General features: G+C 71.7%; 12 protein-coding genes, 2 tRNA genes and 2 pseudogenes. 9 read left to right on the top strand and 7 right to left on the bottom strand.

What is annotated here, in order from left to right:
* Window positions 1-67: 67 nt before the first annotated feature.
* Complete coding sequence (locus JQN84_RS10695; RefSeq protein WP_204958250.1) at window positions 68-841, top strand: CPBP family intramembrane glutamic endopeptidase; 774 nt, start codon at window positions 68-70, stop codon at window positions 839-841.
* Between the two features lie 58 nt (window positions 842-899).
* Here JQN84_RS10695 and JQN84_RS10690 read toward each other — a convergent pair whose 3' ends face one another.
* Window positions 900-1,667 (bottom strand): hypothetical protein, encoded by a 768-nt coding sequence (locus JQN84_RS10690; RefSeq protein WP_239485497.1) that lies wholly within the window; start codon window positions 1,665-1,667, stop codon window positions 900-902.
* An 898-nt stretch (window positions 1,668-2,565) separates the two neighbouring features.
* Between JQN84_RS10690 and JQN84_RS10685 the strand changes: the two genes are divergently transcribed.
* From JQN84_RS10685 to JQN84_RS10670, 4 genes and pseudogenes are all read left to right on the top strand, one after another.
* A tRNA-Ser gene (locus JQN84_RS10685) sits at window positions 2,566-2,656 on the top strand.
* A 35-nt stretch (window positions 2,657-2,691) separates the two neighbouring features.
* A tRNA-Arg gene (locus tag JQN84_RS10680) sits at window positions 2,692-2,764 on the top strand.
* A 483-nt stretch (window positions 2,765-3,247) separates the two neighbouring features.
* On the top strand, window positions 3,248-4,030 hold the full coding sequence (locus tag JQN84_RS10675) for a hypothetical protein (RefSeq protein WP_204958249.1): 783 nt from the start codon (window positions 3,248-3,250) through the stop codon (window positions 4,028-4,030).
* Between the two features lie 138 nt (window positions 4,031-4,168).
* A pseudogene (locus JQN84_RS10670) lies at window positions 4,169-4,495 on the top strand (IS6 family transposase); the annotation flags it as partial.
* A 172-nt stretch (window positions 4,496-4,667) separates the two neighbouring features.
* Here the strand turns inward: JQN84_RS10670 and JQN84_RS10665 are convergent.
* Both JQN84_RS10665 and JQN84_RS10660 read right to left on the bottom strand, forming a co-directional pair.
* On the bottom strand, window positions 4,668-4,841 hold the full coding sequence (locus JQN84_RS10665) for a putative ATP-grasp target RiPP (RefSeq protein WP_204958248.1): 174 nt from the start codon (window positions 4,839-4,841) through the stop codon (window positions 4,668-4,670).
* Between the two features lie 185 nt (window positions 4,842-5,026).
* Window positions 5,027-6,307 carry an alpha/beta fold hydrolase gene (locus tag JQN84_RS10660; RefSeq protein ID WP_204958247.1) on the bottom strand — a complete coding sequence of 427 codons (1,281 nt, stop codon included), beginning with the start codon at window positions 6,305-6,307 and terminating at the stop codon, window positions 5,027-5,029.
* A gap of 119 nt (window positions 6,308-6,426) precedes the next feature.
* Between JQN84_RS10660 and JQN84_RS10655 the strand changes: the two genes are divergently transcribed.
* On the top strand, window positions 6,427-8,664 hold the full coding sequence (locus tag JQN84_RS10655; protein WP_204958246.1) for a sensor histidine kinase: 2,238 nt from the start codon (window positions 6,427-6,429) through the stop codon (window positions 8,662-8,664).
* Window positions 8,661-9,455, top strand: coding sequence for a response regulator transcription factor (locus JQN84_RS10650; protein WP_204958245.1), 795 nt, complete (start codon window positions 8,661-8,663; stop codon window positions 9,453-9,455). The genes JQN84_RS10655 and JQN84_RS10650 overlap by 4 nt, the downstream gene beginning before the upstream one ends.
* 284 nt (window positions 9,456-9,739) lie before the next feature.
* Here the strand turns inward: JQN84_RS10650 and JQN84_RS32560 are convergent.
* Both JQN84_RS32560 and JQN84_RS10645 read right to left on the bottom strand, forming a co-directional pair.
* A pseudogene (locus tag JQN84_RS32560) lies at window positions 9,740-10,030 on the bottom strand (DDE-type integrase/transposase/recombinase); the annotation flags it as partial.
* A gap of 41 nt (window positions 10,031-10,071) precedes the next feature.
* Window positions 10,072-11,169, bottom strand: a complete 1,098-nt coding sequence (locus tag JQN84_RS10645; RefSeq protein WP_204958244.1) for an integrase core domain-containing protein — start codon at window positions 11,167-11,169, stop codon at window positions 10,072-10,074.
* A gap of 617 nt (window positions 11,170-11,786) precedes the next feature.
* On the opposite strand from JQN84_RS10645, the gene JQN84_RS10640 reads away from it, so the two are divergent.
* Window positions 11,787-13,052: a ferritin-like domain-containing protein gene (locus tag JQN84_RS10640; protein ID WP_204958243.1), complete on the top strand. Its 1,266-nt coding sequence runs from the start codon at window positions 11,787-11,789 to the stop codon at window positions 13,050-13,052.
* Window positions 13,049-15,061, top strand: a complete 2,013-nt coding sequence (locus tag JQN84_RS10635; protein ID WP_204958242.1) for a hypothetical protein — start codon at window positions 13,049-13,051, stop codon at window positions 15,059-15,061. The genes JQN84_RS10640 and JQN84_RS10635 overlap by 4 nt, the downstream gene beginning before the upstream one ends.
* A gap of 572 nt (window positions 15,062-15,633) precedes the next feature.
* Here JQN84_RS10635 and JQN84_RS10630 read toward each other — a convergent pair.
* Window positions 15,634-15,942 carry a hypothetical protein gene (locus JQN84_RS10630; RefSeq protein ID WP_204958241.1) on the bottom strand — a complete coding sequence of 103 codons (309 nt, stop codon included), beginning with the start codon at window positions 15,940-15,942 and terminating at the stop codon, window positions 15,634-15,636.
* A 45-nt stretch (window positions 15,943-15,987) separates the two neighbouring features.
* Window positions 15,988-16,212, bottom strand: coding sequence for a DUF8453 domain-containing protein (locus tag JQN84_RS32695; RefSeq protein WP_504739431.1), 225 nt, complete (start codon window positions 16,210-16,212; stop codon window positions 15,988-15,990).
* Window positions 16,213-16,342 lie beyond the last annotated feature (130 nt).

The following is a 16,342-nucleotide window of genomic DNA, read 5'->3' as shown; positions in this document are numbered from 1 at the left end:
GTGCGATCGGCTCATCTGGGCCCACCGGCCGGTGCGATCGGGCCACCCCGTCGGGCAGAGTGGTGCGGTGACCGTTGAGCAGCACACCCGCCCGGCGTCCAGGCGGGTCGTCGGCACCGAGACCCTGCTGGTCCTCGGGCTGTCACTCGGGCAGTCGGCCGTCTACGCCGTGGTGTCGCTGACCGCGAAACTGACCGCCGACGGGCCGCTGTCGAAGCAGACCGCCTCGCTCAACACCTCACAGTCCGCCCGCCCCTGGCTCGACCTGACGTACCAGCTGCTCGGCATCGTCTTCGCGCTGCTGCCGGTGCTGCTCGCCGTACACCTGCTGGCGCGCGACCCCGGCGACCCGGCGCGGACCCTCGGGGTGGACCTGCGACGGCCCGGGTCCGACCTGGCCCGGGGCGCCGGGCTCGCCGCGCTGATCGGCCTGCCCGGCCTGGCCCTGTTCTGGGCGGCGGCGCAGCTCGGCGTCAACGCCACCCTGGTCCCCGCCGGCCTGCCGCCGCTGTGGTGGGCGGTGCCGGTGCTGGTCCTCGCCGCCGTGCAGAACGCCGTGCTGGAGGAGGTGATCGTGGTCGGCTACCTGGTCACCCGGCTGCGCCAACTCCGGTGGCGGCTCGGCGCGGTCATCGCGACCAGCGCGCTGCTGCGCGGCTCCTACCACCTCTACCAGGGCTTCGGCGCGTTCGTCGGCAACGCCGTGATGGGCGTGGTGTTCAGCCTGTTCTACCTGCGCACCCGGCGGGTGATGCCGCTGATCGTGGCGCACACCCTGCTCGACGTGGTCGCCTTCGTCGGCTACTCGCTACTGCCGAAGGACTGGTTCGACTGGCTCTGACCGCCGCTGCGTCGCCGGTCGCCGCTGCGTTGCTGCTCGCCGCCGCTCGGCGGGCGGCCTAGCCGCCGCTCCGGGCGGGCCGGTAGCTCGCCACCGCGCGGGCGGCCAGCAGGTCGGTCGCCGCCGCGTCACCCGCCGCCGTCGCCAGCACCGCCGCCCCCGGCAGCAGCCGGGCCGCCAGCCGGAGCGCGGCCCAGCCGCCGGCCTGCGCGGCCAACGGCGCCGCCAACCGCCACGCGGCCTCCGCCGCACGCGGCCACGGCCCGTCGCCCGGACCGTCCGCCGCCCGCGCCGCGTCCAGCGCGGCACGGGCACTGTCCGCGTCCGGGTGCACCCGGGTCAGCACCAGCAACTCCACCGCCCGCTCCGGGTCGGCCGGGTCCCGGCCGTACGCCGCCGCCACGTGCAGCACCAGCGCCGACTGCGTCCAGAGCACCGCCGCCAGTTCGGCCAGCGGCGCGAACAGCCCGGCCACCGCCGCCGTCGCCCCACCCACCCCGGCCCACCTGACGAACCGCCGGGTGGCCAGCCGGGCCAGCCCGTCCGGGTCGGCATCCGGGTACGCCGTGCGCAGCCCGCGCACCCACTCCCGGGCCTGCGGTCCGATTCCCTCGACTGTCGCCAGGGCCAGCAACTCCGGCGCGAACCCCGGATGGGCCAGCAGCCGGGACCGGATCACCGCCAGTTCCAGACGCCCCGTCGCCGCGCCGCCAGGGTCCGCCGTCGCCGTCGCCGTCGCCGTCGCCGGCACGGCGGAGGCGCCGGTGGCGGTGGTCGGGGTGCCGACGGGGTCCGGCCCGGCGGGCGGACGCTGCCGGGCGGTCACCCGTCGCCTCGCGGGCGGGGTGGGTTCCGTGGTCGGTTCGGAAGCGGGTTGCGGTGCCGCCTTCTTCGGTGGGGTCGCCCTCGTGCGGGGTGCGGGCCGGCCGGTGGTGGCCGGGGTGGCCTCCGCCGGCGTCGCCTTCCGCGCGGCCCGTTTCCGTGGCGGTGTGCCCGGTTCTGTCGCTTCTGCGCCCGGCTCTGCCGGTGTGGCTGGTTCCGGGGGTGTGCCCGCGGTGGCGGGGCCGGCGGCCTCATCCGCCGGCAGTTGCCCCCGGGGTGCTTTGATGGCGCTGCCGGCGGCCGCGCCGCCCGTGCGGGTGCGGGCGGTGCGTCGCACGGCCGGTGTCGTGGGGCGTGCCGGTGCGCCGGCGGCGTCGGGCGTCGCGGTGGCGGCGTCGGGTGCCGCTGCATCGTCCGCGAGGGGCGGCGTCGGTGCCGTCGGCGGGTCGTCCGCCGCGCCGGTCGGTTCCGCTGCCGCACGGCGCGGTCGGGCGGGAGCCGCCGGTGGTGGTACGGGCGACTCGGCAGCAGGCGGTTGGAACAGCACGGCCGGTGCCGCCTTCGTCGGTCGGGTGCGTTTCGGTCGGGTCGTCGAGTCTTCGGCGGAGGGCTGCTGCTGCCGGGGCGGCGCGGGTGGCGGCGTGAAGGTGGCCTCCGGCGAGCGGCGACGCGCCCGGTCGCTGGCGGGGCGGCGGGGCGGGTCGCTCGGCGGCTGCTCCTGCATGGAAAAGGAGCGTAGCCGCGAACGTGACCTCGCACACGCGGGAATACTCCACGCCGGGCGGGCTGGCGGTGCCCCCGGCGCGGCTCCCACCAGGGGTTGCCGCCCGTGGGGATAGTCGCTTTGCCCCGGGTGGGGGCAGGCCTGTATCCTCGTCCGCGGTGGTCCGCAGGGTCACCGAGGAGACTTCGCCTAGTCTGGTCTATGGCGCCGCACTGCTAATGCGGTTGGGGTCTTAAAGCCCCTCCCGGGTTCGAATCCCGGAGTCTCCGCGCAAAACCGGTTGTGTAGACTGGTCGAGCACCGGGCGCCCGTAGCTCAATGGATAGAGCATCTGACTACGGATCAGAAGGTTAGGGGTTCGAGTCCCTTCGGGCGCACAAGATCATGAGGGGTCTGACCTGCCGAAATGGCGGTCAGGCCCCTTTGTGTTTCTGTCCCTTGTGGTCGGTTGGGTGCTCGGTGGGTGCTCGTGCGACGAGCATCCCTCACGTCCGGCCCGATCCGGCGGTGTTCCCTCCGATCCGGAGGCGTCTTGATCATGGTTGATCGAGTCGGTCCGCTTGTGTGGCTGGTGGGTTGCGGGCTTCCTGCATAGCGGGGTTTCGCGGTGTGCTGTCGGTTTGGCTGGGGTGTCCGGTGCTATTGCGGTGAGTTGGGATTCATGACCACGGCGACGACCACCGATGAAGCCACCCGGCGAGCCGATCCTGACCTCGATGATGGCCACCTTCGAGCTGATCCGCGAGGCACCCGGGGAGTGAGCCGAACCGGCGACAGAGTCTGTCAGATCGCGCCTTGCATCGACGTTAATCGTTATATGATCGCTGCCTCGTTCCTCCGCCCGACGGAAAAGAGTGCAGGTGAACGCGAGACTCGTCGCCATGTGGTCGGCGCTGGCAGTGGCCGTGACCGGGATCGTCCTGGTCGCGGGCATGGCCAGCGCCGCGCCCGTCGCCCCCACCACGCCCTATCCGAGCGTCCCGATCAACCCGAACGTCTGCAAGGCCGAGAAGATCAAGGTTGATCAGGCGAAGCTGCTGCACGATCAGGCGGTCGCCAGCTACAACCGGGTGCTTCAGCTCTTCAACCGGGGGGCCGCCTCGGCGCAGGAGCTGCGCGACGCGCAGAAGGCCGTCGACCAGGCGGCGCTGGCCCTGAACAACGCCCGGTACGCCGAGGCGACCTGCCAGAACAACGCGGCGAACCCGGCCGACCGGAACTGCGTCAACCTCACCCTGGAACTCAACCGGCTCATCGACGAGTTGGCGATCACCAAGGACCTGGAGGCCCTCGCCAAGGCGCACTTCGACGCCGCCACCCGGCTCTTCCAGAGCGGGGCGATGAGTGTCGAGGAGTACCAGAAGATCAAGACCGCGTACGACGTCGCCAAGCTCCAGACGGCGCTGATCGAGCAGCTCATCGCCGACCAGCGGGCGCGGACGACCGCGGCGGGCTGCCGCAACGTGGATCGCCCCACGCCGACGCCGTCGAGCCCTGCCCCCAGCAGCCCGGCGCCTTCGGGCTCGCCGTCGACCAGCCCGGCGCCGTCGACTCCTGCGCCGACCAGCACCGGCAGCACGCCGCCGGGTCCGCTGCCGACCTCGGTGACCGCCTGGCCGTCGTCGACCGTCGTGGTTTCCTGACCCACCGGCACGACTCCGCCCCCGGCGGTCGGGCGGCCCACACCGGGCGCCCGACCGCCGGGGGTGACCTCGGGCTCTGTTGCATTGGGTAGATGCATGATCGACTCCGGATTGCTCCCTGTGGGTCTGCTTTGGCCGGTGAAGTCGCCGTCTCGTGTCCGGTCCTGGTCCCCGCCCGCATCAGCGTTCACGGGGTTTCGGTTCCCGCCTGAGGTGATCGTCTTGGCGGTGCGCTGGTGCCTGCGTTTCAATCTCTCGTACCGGGATGTGGAGCAGTTGCTGGTCGAACGCGGCGTCGAGGCGGACCACGTCACCGTCTACCGGTGGGTGCAGCGGTTCACTCCGCTGCTGGCCGACGCCGCCCGCTTCGCCCGCCACTGTTCGGGTGGCCGCTGGTTCGTGGACAAGACCTACGTCAAGGTCAACGGTGTCTGGCGGTACGTATACCGGGCGGTAGACCAGCACCACAGCAGCATCCTGGCACATCAGGCGACGACGTCATGACCGCTCCCGCCGCGCCAGCCGCGGGCGTGAGGTCATCCGACCAGTCGGTCATCGCCGCACCGTCATCGGCGCCCCGGGGCGGGGTGGCCGTCGCCGACCGGCCGGGACAGGGCGGGCCGGCGACGGCGGCCGATCAGAAGTCGCTGTCGGTGTCGTTCCGGCCCCCGCTGGGGATGTCGTCGATGGTCTTCGACGAACCCCCGGCGTCCCGCCTCGGCAGGCCGCCCAGCATTCTGGCGAGCTGCTCGTCGGCCAGTTCCACGCCGTCTGCCGGAATCGTGTCGATCCGCACGGTCCTGCGCCTCATGTCGTACCCCTGTTCACCCTGAGGGAGCGCCCGACTGCTCGGCCGGACGAACGCCAGTGTGTGGCCGCCGGGAACCGCCTGGGACCAGGGATCTCCCTGGTTCGGGACCCCAGTCTTGGCTGGCCGGGGTGTCCGCCGGACGCGCGGCCGGGCCGGCGCTGGAGCGATCGTCGCCGGGGTCCGACTCACGACGGGGGTCGGGCCGAGGTGTAGGGCGGCAGCGGCAGTGGCTCGTCGCGGAGGAACGCGCGGAGCAGCGCGTCGTACGCCTTCCGCTGGCCGGAGGTGATGTCGTGTCCCGTGTGCGGTAGGTAGACCAGGGTCGCCTGCGGCAGCGTGCGTCGGTATTCGTACGTTTCCTCCCATGGGACGAAGTCGCACTCGCCGCGCATGATCAACGCGGGTACCCGGGCCTGCCGGAGCGCGGGCCGCGGGTCGGGGATGTGTGCGAAGTCCTCGACCGTCTGTTGGTTGACGTAGAAGCCCTGGTGGTTGTCGTGTGCCTTGGCGGGTGCCGAACCGGGGCAGCGGGCGGTGTCCTTGCCGAGCACGGCGACGGCGTGCATCAGCGCGTCCGCCTCGTCGTCGCCGACGAGCGCGTGCGCCGCGTTCGGGTTGACGCCCTGCAGGATCGCCTGGGCGATGACCCGGGGCGAGGCGAACAGGTCGTCGCGCTGCCGACGCTGCTCGGCGGTCATCCGGGCCCAGGGGTCGCCGCCTCCGCCGTCCGGGTAGGCGCCCGCCCAGATCGGTCCGGGCGAGGTGAACACGGCCCGGGCGACGTGCTGCGGGTGGGCCGCGAGGTACTGCGCGGCGAGCGATCCGCCCCAGGACTGCCCGACGACGATGATGCGCTCAGCGCCCAGCTCGACGCGGATCGCGTCGAGGTCGGCGACCTGCCGGGCGACGGTGTAGCCGGTGACGTCGGCGAGCCGGGTGGACCGGCCGGCGCCGAGCTGGTCGTAGGCGTAGACCTCGAAGCCGTCGGCAGCGAGCAGGGCACTGACGGCCGGCACCCCCTCCCCCGGGGTGCCGGGGCCGCCGTGCAGGAAGAGCACGGGCGTCGGGCGGGGCGTGCCGGAGGCGGCGGCGTGGACGTACGCGATCCGTGATCCGGTGGGCAGGTCCCAGAACCGGACGCCGGCGGGCGGGGGCGGGGCGGCCGGGTGCGGGCCGGGCCGGAACACGGTCACGGCGGCGAGCCCGGCGACGGCGACGGTGACGGCGGCGGCCAGCGCCGTCGCGGCGCGGCTCCGGCGTCGAACGCCGAGCAGCGCGAAGGCGGGCCGGGCGAGGAGCTGGGCGACGGTGCCCAGCAACACGAGCCCCACCGCGCACAGCAGCGGTATCCAGGCGGTGACGAGCGCGGTGGCGACGAAGCCCGCGCCGCCCACGGTCACGGCGGTGGCCACGGCGACCGGCAGCAGCAGGACGCCGATGCTCCGGCGAACAAGGGAACGAACCATAAAGATCATGCTGGCCGGTGCCTGGCGCAGGCGCGTCGTGCCACAGGACGGCTTCCGCGCGCCCCACCCCCGTCTCGCGGCGGGGTCCCGACCGGCCGGGCGGCCCGTACCATCGGGGTATGCGACGCTGGGCCCCTGACCTGGGCGACAACACCTGGGCTCCCGGCGCCGTGGCGGTGTCGCAGGCGCTGTGGTGGCTCGCCGCCCGGCCGGACCCGCGGCTGGCGCCCGGCGTCTGCGCCGGCGCCGTGGTCGCCGTGGTCGCACTGCTCTACCGCCGGCGGGTGCCCGGTCCGGCGCTGGCCGGTGCCGCCCTGGCCACCGCGCTGGCCGCCCCCGTCGTCGGGGCCGCCCCGGCCGGCCCGGCCGCGGTGCTGCTGACGGCGTACGCGCTGGTGGTGCACCGCACGGCGGCGGTCTCGGCGGCCGGCGTCGCGGCCGTGGTGGCCGGGTTCGCCGTGACGGCGGCGGCCTGCGGCGCTTCGGCGCGGGCCACCGTCGCGACCGCGCTCGTGCTCGGGGCCGTGGCCGCCGGGGTGTGGGCGGTCGGGCGGTTTGGCCGTCGGGTCCGCGCCGACCGGGCCTCGGCCGAGACCTTCCGGGCGGCCGTGGACGGGTTCGTGCCGCTCGCGGTCGCGCAGGAGCGTCGGCGGATCTCGGCCGAGCTGCACGACGTGGCCGGTCACCGGCTGACCGCGATCCTCGTGTCCGCCGGTGCGGCGCTGCGCCTCGCCGACCCGGTGCTGCGGGAGCGGGCGATCGAGCACGCGATCGGTGCCGGGCAGGCGGCGGTCGACGATCTGGACCGGGTGGTGGCGTCGGCGGGGCGGGACGACGAGGTCGGCATTGAGGCGGTCGACGAATTGGTGGCGGGCCACCCGTGGGTGCGCTACGAGCGCACCGCGCGGGTCGTCCCGCCGACGGTCGCGGCCCTGGCGCACGGGATCGTCCGCGAGGCGCTGACCAACATCATGCGGTACGCGCGGGGCGCGGCGGCGACGGTGCGGATCACCGCCGACCCCGGTGGGTTCACCGTGACGGTGCTCGACGGGGGTGGCAGCCGCGCGGCCGGCGACGTGGGCAGCGGGCTCGGCATCGCCGGGCTCCGCGCCCGGGTCGAGGCGGTCGGCGGCGACCTCGACGCCGGGCCGGCCGGTCCGGGATGGCGGGTCCGGGCCCGGCTGCCGTGGCGGCCCGGGGCGGCACCGGGCGCCCCGCCAGGGACCGGAGCGACGCCGCCCGTCCGGGCGACGACGGGAGCGCCGCCGGGCGTCCGGACGTGGGCCGGGGCCGGCGCGGCGGTCCGGGACGGGGCGATGGTCGTCCTCGCGCTCGGGCTGTCCACGGGCACGGTGCTGCTGCCGGGCGGGGACGGCCCCGATCCGCTGGCCGCGCCGATTCCGGCGGCGCTGCTGGTAGCGCTGCTGGTGCTGCACGCGCTGCCGTTGGCATGGCGTCGGCTCGCGCCCGGCGCGGCCCTGGTCGCGGCATTGACGGTCCAGGTCGCCTGGCTCGCCGGCACCGCTGCCGGCTGGACCCGGCACGACCCGGCGGAGACGTTCCTGTGGTGCTGGTGGGTCGAGCTGGCGCTGGTGTACGCGGTGGCCGCCTACCGGCCCGCAGCCAGCCTCGGGTTCGCCGCGCCGTTGGCGGTGGCCGCCGTCGGCGGGGTGGCCCTGGGCGCGGGCGCCGACATCACCGGGAACCGTGCCGCGGCCGGTGCGGTGCTGGGCGTCGTGCTCGCGATACCGCTGGGTGCCGCCTGGCTCGCCGGCAGGCTGGTGACGACGCGGCGGTCCCGCCGGTCGACCGCTGAGGCCGCCGCACGGGAGACCGTGCGCCGGCACGCCGACAGCGCGGCGCGGGGCGAGCGCGCGCGCATCGTGGACGACCTGCGCGTGAGCGCGCGGCTGCACGCCACCTCGGCGCTCGCCGCGGCCGAGGCGGGCCGGCTGGACGAGGTCGCGGCGCAGGCCCGCGCCGGCCTGGTCGCCCTGCGACGGCTGCTGCACGGGCTGCCCCAGGACCGGCCCGACCCGCCGCCCGCCGTCGCCGCCCTGTCCGACCTGGCGGCGCGCCGCCGGTCGGCGCTGCGGTTCGTCGGCGAGCCACGGTCCCTGCCCGCGCCCCTGGAGGTGGCCGCGCACCGGGCGGGCGCGGCGCTCATCGCCGACGGCGCGGTGGCCACGGTGACATACGGCACCAGCGGCATCGGCCTGGAGGTACGCCGCTGCCCGCCCGTCGGTGCGGAGGTGCTGCGGTCGCTGCGGGATTCGACGGACGCCGCCAGCGGTTCGGTGGCGGTCGACACCGACCGCACCACGGTCCGCGTCTGGTTGCCGGAGGCGCTGCGATGATCCGGGTCATCGTCGCCGACGACGAGGCCACGGTGCGCGCCGGCATCGCCGCGATCCTCGACGCAGAGCCGGACATCGCGGTCGTCGGCCAGGCCCACGACGGTGACTCGGCCGTCGCGCTCGTCGCGTCGACCACTCCCGACGTCGCCGTCCTGGACGTACGCATGCCAGCCCGCCGGCCCCCCACCCCGGGTCCGCCGGTTCGGGGGCGCCACCCGGAGGGCCCCCCACCGAGCCGGCCGACCTGCGCCGACGGGATCGCGGCGGCCGCCGCGATCGGGCAGCGGCATCCGGCGACCCGGATCGTCATGCTGACGACGTTCGGCCTCGACGAGTACGTGTTCGCGGCGCTACGGGCCGGAGCGGCCGGGTTCCTGCTCAAGGACGCGGAGCCGCAGCGGGTCGTCGACGCCGTCCGGGTCGTCGCCGCCGGGGACGCGATGCTCGACCCGGGGGTCACCCACCGGCTCATCGACCGGTTCGCGACCGGGCCCGGGCCCGAGGACGCCGCACGCCTCGGCGGGCTGACCCCCCGCGAGACGCAGGTGCTTCACCAGGTGGCACGCGGGTTGTCCAACGCCGAGATCGCGGCGGTCCTGGGCATCAGCGCGTCGACGGTCAAGGACCACGTGGCGGTCGTCCTGGGCAAGCTGGGCGTGCGCGACCGGGTGCAGGCGACGATCGCGGCGTACGAGGGCGGGCTGATCCGCCCGGGGGTACGCGAGCAGCAGGCCCTGGAATCGTCGGGGCGCCACGGGTCGCCACCGTCGAAGGGCCGGCCGCTCGGATGAAGGTCCGGCCGGTCGGCCATGCCGCACCCGGCCCCTACCGTCCCGTCGACTCCCTGAGTCACGCACGGCTGTCGGAGATCGGCTCTCTGGTGCGTTCCTGCGGCGAGGCTGGCGCGGCGGCTCCACGAAGCAGTATCCCCGGCGCTGTTGCGTTGTCCGATCGGGAGACGCGTTCCGCCTGGGTAGAGCGGTGGGAGTGAGATCGCCTGGGCGCGCTCGTTGAACGCGGCGGCCGGGCGTTGCCGGGCTGGGGTGTCGGTGGCGATCTCGTAGTGTCCGCGGCGAAGATTCTGGACGAAGGCGTGTCCGGCGATCACGGTCGGGGCGGTCCGGTCGGTCCGTAAGCCGCGCATCGGCCGGAGTCGGTGTTTGAGTCGGCTGCGATCGGCTTCGACCGGGTTGTTCGCATATCGCTCGACGTGATGCCAGGCTGCCGGGATCAGGTCGGCGAGCACGGCCGGGTAGACGGCGGCGGCGTCGGTCACCACCTCGACCGGCACCGTCTTCAACACCTTCAGTGCCCGGGTGAAGAACCTGCGGGCCGCGGCAGCGTCACGGCGGGCGGATACCAGCACGTCGATGACCTTGCGGGTGCCGATAACCTCATCCGCGCTGGTCAAGCGGCATGCTCGTATTCGTGGAGGATGCCGCCAAGTCGATCATGTCGGCGGATGCGGAGACGCACGAGGTCAGCCTGTTCGGTCATTGGGTCGGGTAGTGCTCGCAGGGGCCGGGCGTTGGCGATGCCTCGGTGCGGGCGGTGCTGATTGTGGTGGTGTTCGTACTCGCGTAGGGCGTACAGCAGATGCGCCTGATTCCAGATCAACATCCGGTCGAGCAGTTCGTGGCGGCAGGATTGGATCCACCGCTCCATGATCGAGTTCATGCGAGGCATCCGTACCCCGGTGAGCATGACCTCGATGCCGGCGTCTGCGAGGATCGTGTCGAACAGGGCCGGGTACTTGCCGTCACGGTCGCGGATCAGGTACTTGACCTGGCAGCCGGTGTCCTCGAGGTCCATGAACAGGTTCCGAGCCGTCTGGGTGACCCAGGCGGCGTTCGGATGGGGCGTGGCGCCGAGGATCCGGACCCTTCGGGTGGCGTGTTCGATCACCGCGAGGACGTAGAGGCGGGCGCCGGTCAGCGTCACGGTCTCGAAGAAGTCCGCAGCGATCAGGCCTTGGGCTTGGGAGCGCAGGAACGTCGCCCAGGTGCTGTTCGTGCGTTCGGGTGCCGGGTCGACGCCGACGTCGTGGAGAATCTCCCACACGGTGGACGCGGCGACCTTCACCCCGAGGACGAGCAGTTCGCCGTGGATACGCCGGTAGCCCCAGCCGCTGTTCTCTCGGGCCAGGCGCAGCACCAACGTCCGGATCGACCGAAGGGTTCGCGGCCGACCGGCCCGGCGGGGCTGGGACTGTCGGGCGTGCCGGCGGGCGATCAGTTCGCGGTGCCAGTGGAGCACGGTCTCCGGGCGTACCAGCAGCCGCAGCTGGTGCAAAAGCGTTCGTGGTAGCGGGTGCAGCAGGGCCGCCAGCCAGGCCCGGTCGGCCGGGTTGAACCGGACCCCGCCGCCACCGAGTTGCCGTTCGAGGACCATGATCTGGTGACGCAAGGCGAGGATCTCGGCGTCCTTGTCGCGGTCGCTCATCGGCAACAGCCGCAGCAACGCGAGGGCGTTGGTCACACCGAGATAGGCCAGTCGCAGCAACACAACCGATCATCCTCGCGGAACACTCTGCATCGAGCCTCACCGAGGTCCGGTCGCCGAAACCAGTCCGGTTCTCCGCCTGCCCACGTTGGCAGTGGGACGGCTGTGAACAGGGTGGATGAGGTTCTCGGCACCCGCACTGCCAGGGCGGGTAGGGCGCGGGGGATGTCCCGCCATGGTGATCTGGTCCGGACCCGCCACCGGATCCCGTCGATGATCACTCTCATGGTCCATCTGCGCGGCCGAGCATGACCCCGTTCCCGCAGGCAGCGACGGCTCGAGTACCGCCCACTGCACGTCGGTCAGGTCATGTCGCCTCGCTGCCGCTACGCTCGGCACGAGGTCTCCGGTGTGAAGTTCTGCTTGGTCGCTGAACCAACTACCGGAGACCTCCCCCATGAGCGACCACCGCCACGCCGCCAACCCCTACGAAACACGGCCTAGGCGGGCGCTGTCCTACCGGATCCCGACTGCCACCGAAGGCCGTGCGGCATTGTAACGCGTGGCGCTCGACTTCCCCACGATTCGATAGATCCCAGCCAATGGGTTGGCGGCCCAACCCCCCGTTTGTAGCGTCGGGTAGTCATCGGAACACCTTCCGTTCACTATGGAGGTTGTGCGTGGCGGCTATCGAGCCCGCGTTGCTGGACAAGTCCACGACCATCAAGATGCTTCACGACGCCTGCGAGCTGGAACACATGCTCTGCGTGCAGTACCTGTACGCGGCGGCGACCCTGGCCCAGGGCGGTGATCCCGGGATCACCGCAGTCCGGGCGGCCCTGACCGAGCAGTGGAGCCAGCAGCTCACCCGCATCGCGGTGCAGGAGATGTACCACCTCACCCTGGCCAACAACATCCTGATCGCCCTGGGCGCCGCGCCGTTGCTGTGGCGGCCCAACTTCCCGCAGCCGGCCAGCCGGTACTCCGACATAAACCTGCCGTCCACGTTGACGCCGTTCGACCGCGACACCGTCAACCGGTTCCTGTGCTGGGAGAAGCCGGAACCGGACGGCTGGTGGGACGCCTTCTGCGTCGAGTGCGGGCGGCAGGCACACGCCCGGCTGAACATGGCGATCCCCGCAAGCCAGGAGCGGCCGTACGGCTCGATCGCCGAACTTTACGACCAGATCAAGAAGGCGATCCTGGGGCATCCGGAGTGGATCGACCGGGCGTCCGCGACCCGGCAGGTCACCAGCGCCCTCATTCCGCTGACCCCGACGCTGGAAGCGATAACCACCGCCGAGCAGGCCGCCCGGTACATCGACCTCATCGTGCTGGAGGGCGAGGGCGTGCCGGACTGGCAGTCGAACTCGCACTTCGCGTACTTCCACCAGATCGCCGACCAGTTGGACGGGCTCAACCGTGCGCAGCCGGACTTCGTCCCAGGCTGGCCGACCGTGGAGAACCCGGCCTACGACGCGACGAACACCGGCGGAACCCTGATCACCGACCCGGCGGCACGGTCGGTCGGCGTCGCCTTCAACGAGCTGTACCTGCTCTTCGTGGACATGCTGACCCGGTTGTTCACGCCGGACGGTGAGAGCGCCGCACAGCGGCGGGGCCTGGCGCGCGTGATCACCGCTCTGATGCCGCTGGGCATCAAGCCGCTCGCGGCGCTGCTGACCCGGCTGCCGGCCGGCGCGGACCACCCGGGCCGGTACGCCGGACCCAGCTTCGAGCTACCGCAACCCCAGCCGACCGGCCCGCCGGCCACGATCGACGCGCTGGCCGGACGACTGCTCGCGGTCGCCGGACGGTGCCGGGTGCTCGGCCTCACCGACTCCGGGATCGGCGCTGAGGCGCAGGACGCGCTGGCCACCATCGCCGCCCGGCTGGAAACGCTGGTCCCGCTCTTCGCCCCGTCGTCCGTGGAGTTGTCCGCATGAGTTATCTGGCCCGGCCCAGAATCGGGTTCTTCGGCACCGACGCGATGGTCAACCCGTCCACCGCCAACAACGAGAACATCGTCCATCTGCTGGACTACGATCAGGTCCAGGTGTTGAATCCGCCGGTGGTGGAGGGCGCGAGCCTGCCGGCGATGGACGACGCCGCGTACCGGGAATGGATGACCAGCCTGGTGGTGTACGCGGACCCGGACACGGCGGCCACGCCCAGCCCCAACTGGCAGTCCGGCATGCCGGGCTACTGGAACTACTGGGGTGACCACCTCGCCACGTTCGGCAACGCGCAGGCGACAAGCGTGTGGGTGGACGACCAGCCGGTGACCAGAGCCGCCCGGGATCCGCTGCTCAACGCGTATCTCGCGTTCAACGCCCGGATCGTCGACGTGAACCCGGCCGACAGCTACGGCACCCAGTTCGTGGCGGCCGGCTTCCGGATTATCGGCCCGGACCGCGACGGCGAGCTGACCGAACTGGTGCGGGGGGTGCCGACCACCTCGTTCACCAGGTGGCTGAACTTCTTCCGTCCCGGCGGCGCCGGCTCCTTCCAGGCCGTCATCCCGAACTCCACGCTGGTCTTCGTCGACCCGGAGCGGGCGCCGGACTCGGACGGCCTGCGTGCTCTGCGCGAGGGCGCTGCCGACGGCGGTGGTCTGCTGCTGCGCTGGTGCTTCTACGGGATGCGGACCAGCTTCGACCAGATGACCATGTACGACAAGTTCCAGCGGGGCGAGCGGGCGATGAACCCGAAGGTCGGTCGGGTGGTCGGCACCGTCGGCGTGTGGAACGGCACCGACATGATCTCCGCCCCGGTCGGCCGGGCCCTGCACCAGCCCGGCCCGCCCTACTTCCCGGCCGACGGGGGCGCCCCCCGGGCGGTGACCCGGATGCGGGTCAAGACCCACGAGGACGTGGAACGCGTCGAAATCCCCGGCACCACCCTGAACGCGCTGAGCGCGTCGAGCGCGGACGCGGAGCTGGTCGGCCCGGCCATGGCGTACATCGACGAGAACCGGGTGGTGCTCGACCTGGGCACCACGTTCCCTGAGGTCGGCGGCGGCGACTTCAGCAAGATCGACTTCGACGGGGGCGTGTTCCTGGAGCTGCTCTACGAGGTCGGGGGCCAGCAGCGGCGCACGATGATCGGCGTGGTGGACTACGAGCAGGGTCCCTACGAGACGTACGGCGGAGTGGTCGAGTTTGACTTCAGTCCGCGCAGCGAGATCGGGCAGCACATCCACGACGGCGTGCTGCAACTGCGGGCCTGGGTCGACCACCGTCCCGTGCTGCTGCTGCGGGAGATCGGGACGGTCCAGGTCGCCACCGACGACCAGGCGGTGTACCTGGACATGGTGCCGGACGGCCGCGGCCAGCGGGCGAAGGGGACAGCCGCGCTGCGGCTGTTCCGCAAGGGCGAGCCGATCACCGAGCCCCTGACCCTGACCGTGCAGGTCTGGCGGGACGTGCAGACACCCGGCCGGGTGAACTCGGTGAACCCGCTGGTGCTGACCGCGACCTCACTCGGTGAGGAGAAGGTCGGCGAGTTCACCGTGCGGGTGCCGGCCGGCGGCCGGGTGGACGTGCCGATCGAGGTCGACGCGCCAGCCTGCTACAAGCTGCGGTACCTGCCGCCGGACACCCACGCCGACCCGGACAACCCGGCCTGGGCGGTGGAGTACTTCTCCACGGTCCGGGCACTGCCGTACGACGACTACAGCGATATACCGGACGACCAGCTCACCTTCGACCTGGTGTACCGGGAGGTGTTCAGCTACTACGCGCTGCTCTACCCGATCATGGGGACGATCATTCCGTGGGGGCCGGCCAGCACTCCTCACGATCCGAACCGGGTGACCCACTTCGCGGGACTGATGCTGGACGTGATCGACGAGAGCCGTCGGGGCACCGCCCTGGAGATGCCGATCACCCGGGAGTTGTCCGCAGGTAAACGTGCCCTGGTGCGACGCTGGTGCCGTAAGGAGCTGAAGATCTGACCTGAGGGCCGCCACGCCGTCGGTTCCGTCACCGCCGACGTGACAGTTCCAGACGACCCGCCACCGGTTTCCGGCCTGGTGGCGGGTTGGCCCGATGGCCCGATGGCGAGAGAGCCCAGTGGACCGCCGACGGACACCGTCGACGACGGCCTGCCTCCACCGAATCCTTACGGCGCCCACCAGTCCGCTGACGGGCTGGGCGGCGGGGAGACCTTCGGCGGGGACCAGGGCCGGACACGAGACAGGGACATCACCTGCCCGGCAGACCACACCGGGTAAGCTGCAGTCGATCATGCTTTCGCCCAACGCAACAGACCCCAATCCCCTCCCTAAATGCTGCTCAGTAGCCGGCATGAGCGTTGACGACATTGACTAGGTGCTCGACCTCGTGAAGCTGACGGGGAAGGGTTCCCGGGTTCGTGTTATCCCCTTCAGGTGTAGTGGCCAGCCTAGGGCCGTCTCCCTTCATCGGGGGATGCTCGGCTTGGCCCTCCCGCTGCCTCTCCAACCCTGTTGGGTGGCGACCCGCGAGGGGAGGTGCCCCGGTAACCCGAGATGGGAGCCGGGGCACTTCATTCTGCCGCTTCCAGTTCAGCGATGGCTGTCTTTCGGTCCGCCCGACGAGACTCCGCCACCTCCGGATTAAGTTGGCGAACGGCCGAAGTCAACTCGCTTAGGTTGCGGTTACCCTTCTCCAGTTGCTCCACAACCTTGCCGATGGTCGTCTGTCCGATCCAGGTTTCGCGCAGTGCGTTCAAATCGATATCGAACGTCAATTGTGGTGCGGGACCGAAGGGGCCTTCTGCATTGACCACGAATGTGAACTCAGTCGGCACGTTCGGCTTGAAGCGCTGGAACCCAACATCGAAAAGGAATTCCATGCGGTGACGTGGCGGCATTGTTTTGATTCCGCGTTTGAAGAGATGTCATTCGTGCATCTGCTTACCGTCGGCCTTGTCAAAGGACCGGGTTGGTGGCGGTGTTACGTCGATGCGGACGTTCCGAGCGATCGAGGGTCCGATGTTTTCGATCACCAGCATCATGACGCTCCGATCGTTTGGCGCAGGCACGATGTCCACGACGACCATCGGCTGAAGCGCCTCTTCCTGCGCCTGCTGTGTAGCTCGCTGAGCCTCCTCGGTCTGCGCGATCTGCCTTAGAGGACGTCTGATTCACGTATTTTGTGTGTGTTGTGGTTGTGGGGGTTCTCGCCAGGTTGGGGTGGTTTCGGTGGTGAGGCGTTTGGCGAGGTTGTCGATCATGGCGAGGGTGATCATGCTG

It is taken from the genome of Micromonospora humidisoli (genome assembly GCF_016900955.1).
Classification (GTDB): domain Bacteria; phylum Actinomycetota; class Actinomycetes; order Mycobacteriales; family Micromonosporaceae; genus Micromonospora; species Micromonospora wenchangensis.
The sequence above is the reverse complement of the archived record's forward strand: the minus strand, read 5'-3'. Positions and strand labels throughout refer to the sequence as shown.